Origin of the sequence: Halorubrum sp. CGM5_25_10-8B (assembly GCF_005435095.1) — an archaeon.
Classification (GTDB): Archaea; Halobacteriota; Halobacteria; order Halobacteriales; family Haloferacaceae; genus Halorubrum; species Halorubrum ezzemoulense.
Genome location: NZ_SGTY01000026.1, coordinates 21,359 through 28,404, shown reverse-complemented (window position 1 = coordinate 28,404; position 7,046 = coordinate 21,359). Strand labels below are relative to the sequence as shown.

At 57.0% G+C, this 7,046-nt stretch carries 9 protein-coding genes and 1 pseudogene; 5 read left to right on the top strand and 5 right to left on the bottom strand.

What is annotated here, in order from left to right; all coding sequences use genetic code 11:
* Positions 1-140 precede the first annotated feature (140 nt).
* Positions 141-479: a hypothetical protein gene (locus EXE51_RS16325; RefSeq protein WP_199234073.1), complete on the top strand. Its 339-nt coding sequence runs from the start codon at positions 141-143 to the stop codon at positions 477-479.
* A 48-nt stretch (positions 480-527) separates the two neighbouring features.
* Positions 528-839 carry a hypothetical protein gene (locus tag EXE51_RS18035; protein ID WP_241990654.1) on the top strand — a complete coding sequence of 104 codons (312 nt, stop codon included), beginning with the start codon at positions 528-530 and terminating at the stop codon, positions 837-839.
* A gap of 85 nt (positions 840-924) precedes the next feature.
* Here EXE51_RS18035 and EXE51_RS16315 read toward each other — a convergent pair whose 3' ends face one another.
* On the bottom strand, positions 925-1,386 hold the full coding sequence (locus EXE51_RS16315) for an NUDIX domain-containing protein (RefSeq protein ID WP_137693086.1): 462 nt from the start codon (positions 1,384-1,386) through the stop codon (positions 925-927).
* A 184-nt stretch (positions 1,387-1,570) separates the two neighbouring features.
* On the opposite strand from EXE51_RS16315, the pseudogene EXE51_RS18275 reads away from it, so the two are divergent.
* A pseudogene (locus tag EXE51_RS18275) lies at positions 1,571-1,749 on the top strand (cell division control protein Cdc6); the annotation flags it as partial.
* 179 nt (positions 1,750-1,928) lie between these two features.
* On the opposite strand, the gene rfbB reads toward EXE51_RS18275, so the two are convergent.
* Positions 1,929-2,849: a dTDP-glucose 4,6-dehydratase gene (gene rfbB, locus EXE51_RS16305; RefSeq protein ID WP_137693085.1), complete on the bottom strand. Its 921-nt coding sequence runs from the start codon at positions 2,847-2,849 to the stop codon at positions 1,929-1,931.
* A 54-nt stretch (positions 2,850-2,903) separates the two neighbouring features.
* Between rfbB and rfbD the strand changes: the two genes are divergently transcribed.
* Positions 2,904-3,782, top strand: a complete 879-nt coding sequence (gene rfbD / locus EXE51_RS16300; protein WP_137693084.1) for a dTDP-4-dehydrorhamnose reductase — start codon at positions 2,904-2,906, stop codon at positions 3,780-3,782.
* Here rfbD and EXE51_RS16295 read toward each other — a convergent pair.
* Genes EXE51_RS16295 through EXE51_RS16285 form a run of 3 tightly spaced genes read right to left on the bottom strand, consistent with a single transcriptional unit; the run spans position 3,779 to position 5,495 of the window.
* Entirely contained in the window at positions 3,779-3,958 is a 180-nt protein-coding gene (locus EXE51_RS16295; RefSeq protein ID WP_137693083.1) for a hypothetical protein, read from the bottom strand. The genes rfbD and EXE51_RS16295 overlap by 4 nt on opposite strands.
* Positions 3,959-3,960: 2 nt before the next feature.
* Positions 3,961-5,034, bottom strand: a complete 1,074-nt coding sequence (locus tag EXE51_RS16290; RefSeq protein ID WP_137693082.1) for a glucose-1-phosphate thymidylyltransferase — start codon at positions 5,032-5,034, stop codon at positions 3,961-3,963.
* Entirely contained in the window at positions 5,031-5,495 is a 465-nt protein-coding gene (locus tag EXE51_RS16285; RefSeq protein WP_137693081.1) for a dTDP-4-dehydrorhamnose 3,5-epimerase family protein, read from the bottom strand. The genes EXE51_RS16290 and EXE51_RS16285 overlap by 4 nt, the downstream gene beginning before the upstream one ends.
* Before the next feature lie 358 nt (positions 5,496-5,853).
* On the opposite strand from EXE51_RS16285, the gene EXE51_RS16280 reads away from it, so the two are divergent.
* On the top strand, positions 5,854-6,969 hold the full coding sequence (locus EXE51_RS16280; protein ID WP_199234072.1) for a glycosyltransferase: 1,116 nt from the start codon (positions 5,854-5,856) through the stop codon (positions 6,967-6,969).
* The last annotated feature ends 77 nt before the right edge of the window (positions 6,970-7,046 follow it).

The window sequence follows — 7,046 nt, the reverse complement described above, 5'->3', positions numbered from 1 at the left end:
GTCCGGGGGGGGCACAGTCGATCTCCAGTATAGTGGAGTCACTTCCAATGATGCTCTTCGGTTCTCCTTCTTACACGAAGACTCTTAATGACCGTTAACGTTGGTGAGAACGCTTATACCCACAGATGGAGTCTCACTGTATGAGCAGTATGGATCACGCGGACGACCGCGGGGCGACAAAGGAACTTCGGAAAGAGCACCCAAGCGGGTGGCTCTACCTCACGCAGCACGATGCGATCCCGATTCTCGTCGACGCGTTGCTTGATCTCCCGCCAAATCGTGAGTTCAACAAAACCGAACTCGCAGCACACGCCGGCGTCACGCGCCAGACCGTTGGCAACTACACCGACCTCTTGTGTGAGGTCGAACTCATCGAGGACGTTCCGAACACGTCACCACGCCGGTATCGGGTCGCGGACAGCGACGTCGTCCGCGAGTGCTTCGAATTGAATAGTGCGCTCAACAGCGTCGGCGAGTAGTCGCTGCCCACGAGGCGTTCTTGGGTACTCTCGTCGGTGGTCGGAACCGTGGTTCGCAGTCTCGTCGACGGGCAGTTTTTCGTGCGCGCCAGCCGATTCTCGGAGCGGGGACTCGGGACCGGCGACGCGTTCGACGGGCTGTACCGACAGTTCGATCGCATCGGTGGGACGCACCGCGTCGTGTGGGACGAGATCAACTACCTGGAGGACGCGAACACGCTGCTGGACGATGCTGCCACGCGCGCGAGCGAACGGTCACATTCTTCAGCCTCAACGATGTGCGAATTGTCGATGCTGCCGTCGTCGCGCTTCTTCGCAACCTCGCCGCCGACGCTGAAGAGGTTGAGACACGGCTGCTAACGAGCTTAAAAAAGGTAGGGCCAAAAGAGAATCGGCGGTAGAGAGTGCGTGGAGAGGATCTGAGTCAGATCAGTGATAGTGTGGGCTAGCGATCGTTGAGATACTGCTCAACGTACGGATGGAGATTCTCGAAGGGTGGGTGAAAGACTTGGAAATCGCTATGTTGCTCGTCGCTGACGATATCTGGATTGTCGCATGTGAAGTGACAGCGGTACCCGGTTGCGAGGTAGTGTTTTGAGTCGACGCCATCGACGTCAGCCGTCTCGTAGAAGTGTTCATAGGTGCCGAGACAATCTTCAATGACAACGGATTCACCGAGTTCGTCTTTGGCTACGCGGTGGACCGCATCAGTGCGAGATTCATTTTTTAATACCGTCCCACCGGGCACAAACCACTCACCTTTTGCGGGCTCGTTCTCCCGTTTGCCGAGGATGACACCTCCATCGTGTTCAATCACAAGATCAACCGAGACGAGCGGGACGTTCGCGACAATCGTCCGCCACTCGTCATCTGCGATCCATCTGTCGTGTTCGTCGCCTAGTGGCATAGATATCAACTACCAAGACAGACGGTTTACACGTATCGTTTGTCTGTAGATCTGTGTAGAGAGGCCGCTAAAGACTGACGTCGTGCTCGCGGCCGGGGCAATCTCGCCTGTAACCGCGGCGATGATCGGCGTGTTCGGCGGACGAGACGGGGCACGTAGCGGGAATCGTCGAGAAGCCGGAGGCCCGCGATCGACGCTGAAGCGCATCCAAGACCACCTCTCGGCCCTCCACATGCTGGGGTTCCTTTGATGCCACGAGCAGAACAAGGGGCTGAGCGGTAGGCAGTACTACGAGTACGAACTTGATCTCGATTCGGCGATCTCTTAGAGACGCAGACGGAGATCGCCGAGCACACCGAGTGAAAGCACACGAAATGTACTCTTCCTCTCATCAGGGGAGCCAGAGGGCTGTAGTGTGGACATGTGTGCCGCAACTCGATGACTGGCTGAAAGAACTCATCACGTGACGCCACTCTCCCCACGACCGCGTTACGATAGTGGTCTACGCCAAACCAACGAGCTAGTACTCTCCTGAAGGAAAGTTAGAGATAGTGTTCGACGGTCTCTGCTAACCCGTCCTCGAAGCTCCGTTCCGGCTCCCATCCCAGCGATCGAAGTTTGGTCGCGTCAAGGGAGTATCGTTGATCGTGACCGGGGCGATCTTCGACAAATTCGATCTGATCTTCCGAGCCATCCGCCATCTCGATGATTCGTTCGGTGACGTCGATGTTCGTCAGCTCCGTTCCGCTTCCGATATTGTACACCTCTCCCGGGGTGCCGTTTTCAAGAACCGTCATAATCGCCCGACAGTTATCCTCGACGTACAGCCACTCACGAACATTCGAGCCGTCGCCGTACACGGGGAGTGTCTCACCGGCTGCCGCGCGTGTGATGAACTTCGGAATAAGTTTCTCACGGTGCTGATGAGGACCGTAGTTGTTCGACGACCGCGTCACGATGACCGGAAGATCATGCGTCGTGTAATAACTCAATGCGAGGAGGTCAGCACTCGCTTTCGTCGCCGAGTAGGGGTTTCTGGGATCGAGCGGAGCGTCCTCATCCACGCTTCCGGATTCGATCGTGCCGTACACCTCGTCCGTCGAGATCTGGACGAAAGAATCGAGATCGTGTTCCAGCGCGGCATCGAGTAGCGTTCGTGTTCCGTCGACGTTCGTCGAGACAAAGGGTTCGGCGTCTTGGATGGACCTGTCGACGTGCGATTCGGCGGCGAAGTTGACGATCACGTCACAGTCCTCAACGAGATCGTCGATGAGTGCTTCGTCTCTAATGTCTCCCTCGACGAACCGGTGCCGCTCGTGATCGAGAACCTCAGAGAGATTCTCGGTCGTCCCAGCGTAGGTGAGCGAATCGAGCGTTGTAACGTTATGATCCGTCGCTTCCAGGAGGTAGTGGACGAAGTTCGAGCCGATGAATCCGGCACCTCCAGTCACGAGTACACGCATTGATTTGAGGGGTGTGTCGTCACATATAAATCACTATCTATCAGACCGGTCCGCATGCGGGTACTCGTCGTAGGTGCGGGGGGATTATTGGGTGGAAACGTCACGTCGGTCGCACTCGATCGAAACGAATCAGTTATTACCGCATATCATTCGGTGGATCCGGGATTTGACTGTCCGAGCCACCAGATCGATATTACCTCATCGACTGCGGTAAACGAACTTGTCAACGAAGTCGATCCTGACGCGATCGTCAACTGCGCGGCGATGACGGACGTGGATGGATGTGAGACCGATCCCGAGCAAGCGCACGCGGTCAACGCGGATGGGGCCGAACACGTGGCGCGGGCCGCTGACAGCGTCGACGCCACACTTGTTCACACCTCGACGGATTACGTCTTTAGCGGCGAGGAGACTGCTCCCTATTCGGAAACGGCCGAACCCGACCCGAAACAGGAGTACGGCGAGTCGAAACTCGCGGGAGAGCGACGTGTTCAGGACGCACATTCGGATCCACTAATCGCCCGCCTGTCGTTCGTGTACGGTCGGTTACCACCGGACGGATCGATATCGGGCTTCCCGGCATGGGTGCTTGAGAAGGCACGCAAAGGAGACGAGATCCCGTTGTTCACCGACCAGCGAGTCTCGCCCTCGTACGCAAAAGCGACTGCGAAGACTTTGTTGAATCTCCTCGAAACCGATCAGAAGGGAACGTTCAACGTCGCGAGCCGATCCTGTGTCACGCCCTACGAGTTTGGCGGACTGATCGTCGAGGAAGCCGGGTTCAAGAACGCGGCGCTCACGGAGAGTTCGATGAACGACATTGATCGCGACGCGGAACGACCGCGGTACACGTGTCTCGATACGGCGGCAGTCGAGGAAGCGCTCGATCGTCCCCAGTCGACGCTCGCCGAGGACCTCGCGGATCTGCTTTAGAGTCGATACTGCTCTCTGTTCTTCAGATAGAACGACCGGTCGTCTTCCGGGAGATCATCGAATCGGAGGACGGATTCACAGTCGTTGCCGGGACACTTCATGATCCGATTGTCTTCGATTTCGTTCGCGGCGACGACGGTGCCGCATTCCGGACATTCGAGGGTAATGACACGCATGGTTACAGTTCGAGTTGTGAGTTCTCGCCAACCACGAGTCGGCGACCTTCCGGGAGCCGGCCTTCGGCGCTTCCGATCGCGGCTCCGCGACCGATCAAGCTATCGATGATCCGCCCGCTCGTCGTGATATCGGTGTCCCCGACCACGACGCTGTTCTCGATGTGGGCGTTTCGGATCGTGGAGTTCGCGCCGACCGCGGTGTATGGCCCGACGTACGTGCCCGGTTCGATGGTCGTGTTCTCGGCTATCGACACGGGTCCGCGGACGACCGCACCCGATTCGATCTGCGAGGATTCTGCGAGGTCAACCCGCCCCTCGACTTTGGCGTCCGTGTCGATAGAGCCGGCTCGTGTCGCTTCGAGATCCTCGAGGACCAGTCGGTTCGCTTCGAGTACGTCCTCCGGCTTCCCGGTGTCTTTCCACCAGCCTTCAACAACTTGCGAGTCGATCGCGCCGCCGTCGTCGAGCAGATGTTGAATCGCGTCGGTGATCTCGAGTTCGCCGCGCCAGGAGGGTTCAATCGCCTCGATCGCATCGAAGATCTGTGGCGTGAACACGTAGATTCCGATGAGGGCAAGATTCGAAGGAGGATCATCCGGCTTCTCGATGAGCCGAGTGACCCTGCCGGCTTCGTCGACATCCGCGATCCCGAACTGCGTCGGATTGTCGACTTCCTGGAGGGCGATTCCGGCATCAAACTCACCAGCACAGAACCCGTCGACGACGTCGACGATGCCGCGCTTGAGCATGTTGTCGCCGAGGTAGACGACGAAGTCGTCGTCGTCGACGAACGATTCCGCACAGCCGACCGCGTGGGCGAGCCCCAAGGGTCGGCCTTGGACGATGTAGGTGATTTCGACACCGAACTTGCTTCCGTCGCCGAGGAACGATTGGATTGCCTCGCGACCCTTGTTGCCGAGGACGACACCGATCTCCGTGATTCCTGCTTCGCGGAGGTCTTCGATCGCGTACTGGATCACCGGCTTGTTCGCGACCGGAACAAGTTGTTTCGGACCCGTGTGCGTGATGGGACGCAGGCGCGAGCCGGTCCCACCGGCGAGGAGGACGCCCTTCATTCGTGGGGTTCAGTCTCCCAGTCGAGGGGGATTTCGTCGGTATCGTGTGGCAGTCGCTCTTCGTCGGGATCCTCGTAGTCGTAGAGGTTCGTCGGGAAGTTCACGAGAAGCGCCTGTTCGTTGCCGATCACCTTGAACCCGTGCCAGCACGCGCCGGGGATTCGGACGACCTGCTGGTTGTGTTCGCCGATAACGAAGGTGTTCACTTCGCCTTGTGTCGGCGAGTCGTCGCGGTCGTCGTACACGCCGACCTTGATACGGCCTTGGGGGCAGACGAAATGGTCGATCTGGCCGCGGTTATGTCGGTGCCACGCTCGGATTACTCCCGGATAGCTCATCGAGTAATAGGACATAGCGGGTTCCGGGTCGTACTCGTTCCAGTCCTCGCGGAACATTTCAACTAGGTGTCCGCGTTCGTCGGTGTTGACTTGAAGGTCACGGGTTTCGACGCCTTCGATCATCGTTACTATCGTATCGTGGCGGTCTTATAAGACTCATCATGGGCAGACTGAATACCCTTCATTTTGTTTGGTATCGTTAACAAATATTATTCTATTTGAAAAGAGGAATTAATATCTGTAGTTCAGATTCGACTCTACATACTCTATCTTGTATATTGACATATCTGTCCTAGATACTTTTCTCGTTGAGACTTCGGTCGCGATCCTGATGAGCACCATCCGCACGAACTTGGTAGACAACATTCATACATAGGCTGGAGAGCGTGACTGGATAGGTACGTGTCCTCGGAATATAGTGGTCGCTTACTTATCTGGCGGAAACGGTAGGCATAATTTGGGTGCGGACACAATTTGAGCCGTGCCCCACAGCAGTAGTGACGATCCCACACCAGTGTGGTATCTTATCGGGACGCTCGCGGTCGGCGGTGCCGAACGAACACTGGTAGATCTAGTGTCGAGGCTTGACGACAGATTCGATCCGATCATCTGGACTATCGCAGAGCCAGGTCCGCTGGCCGAGACTGTTCCAGAGGACGTGCCTATCCGATCACTCGGTGCTCAATCGAAAGCTGACATTCGATCTCCGATCCAATTTATCCAGGAAATCCGTCGGGAACGACCGCCACTTCTCCAGAGTTTTTTATTCTTCGACAATACGCTTACACGGCTGGCTGGCCTCGCCAGTCCCGAGACGACTGTAATAACCGGAGTTCGGGCGGTTCCCGACGATCGACCACGACATCGTGAGTGGGTCGATCGGGTAACTTTGAGATTTTCTGATGCCATCGTCTCGAACTCCGAGGCTGGTGCAGAATGGATCACGTCCCGTGGCGCGCCGCCAGATCGTGTTTCGGTGATTCATAATGGTCGGGACGTAGATCGCTACGATCAGCCAGTCCCCGACGGATATCGCAATCGTCTGGGCCTCTCTGAGGGACCGGTCGTCGGAACTGTCGGACGGCTCATTCCACGGAAAGGACACCACGACCTGATTGCTGCGTGGCCTTCGATCCGTGCCTATTCCGACAGTGCACAACTGGTTCTCGTCGGCGATGGGCCTGAATACAATCAGCTCCGTGAGCAAGCAAACCGACTCGGGTATGGAGATTCTGTCCACCTCCTGGGACGGCGCAATGACATTCCGGAGTTGCTGGCACTGTTCGACGTGTTTGCGTTTCCATCGTATTTTGAAGGACTACCTGGTGCGCTTCTGGAGGCGATGTGTGCTGAATTACCAATCGTGACGACCCCCGTCGATGGCTGTTCGGAACTGATCGAAGACAGTATCCACGGGACACACGTCCCAGTCGGCGATACCGGGGCACTGGCACAGGCCATCGTACAATATCTCGCTGATTCGGCGTTGGCTGGCGAGCATGCCGCTGCCGCCCACGAGCGGGCAGTAGCCTCGTTCAGTCTCGAAACGATGGTAAAGAACTTCGAGGAACTGTACGATAGTCTCACAAAACTGTGAAACTCGGAGAAGTGACAATATTACTAGAATTACTCCACGGCCGGGAATTCTGGCTGTACCCAGAGATATGAACTTGT